Annotated in this window: 1 protein-coding gene; it reads left to right on the top strand. The window is 51.4% G+C overall.

Features of this window, described 5'->3' with window-relative positions:
* The coding region (locus tag RVY79_RS18670) for a methyl-accepting chemotaxis protein (RefSeq protein WP_317466042.1) at positions 1-311 on the top strand (311 nt) is incomplete at both ends.

The following is a 311-nucleotide window of genomic DNA, read 5'->3' as shown; positions in this document are numbered from 1 at the left end:
GCGTGGTTTTGCTGTTGTCGCCGATGAGGTTCGCAGTCTTGCTGCTCGCACACAGCAATCGACAACGGATATTCAAAGCATGATCAGCGCTCTACAAGAGCGAGCGCAATCCGCTGTTACAGTCATGGAGCAAAGTAGTCGGCAAGCGCACACGAGTGTAGCTCACGCAGAGGAAGCAGCTACAGCTCTTGATGGAATTGGCCAACGCGTTAACGAAATTACCGACATGAACGCGCAAATAGCGACTGCGGTCGAGCAGCAGGGAGCAGTAAGTGAAGACATAAACCGCAGTATTATCAATATACGCGATG

Origin of the sequence: Chromohalobacter sp. HP20-39 (assembly GCF_033052815.1) — a bacterium.
Taxonomy (GTDB): domain Bacteria; phylum Pseudomonadota; class Gammaproteobacteria; order Pseudomonadales; family Halomonadaceae; genus Chromohalobacter.
Note: the sequence above shows the minus strand (reverse complement) of the source record. Positions and strands in the feature narration are given on the sequence as shown.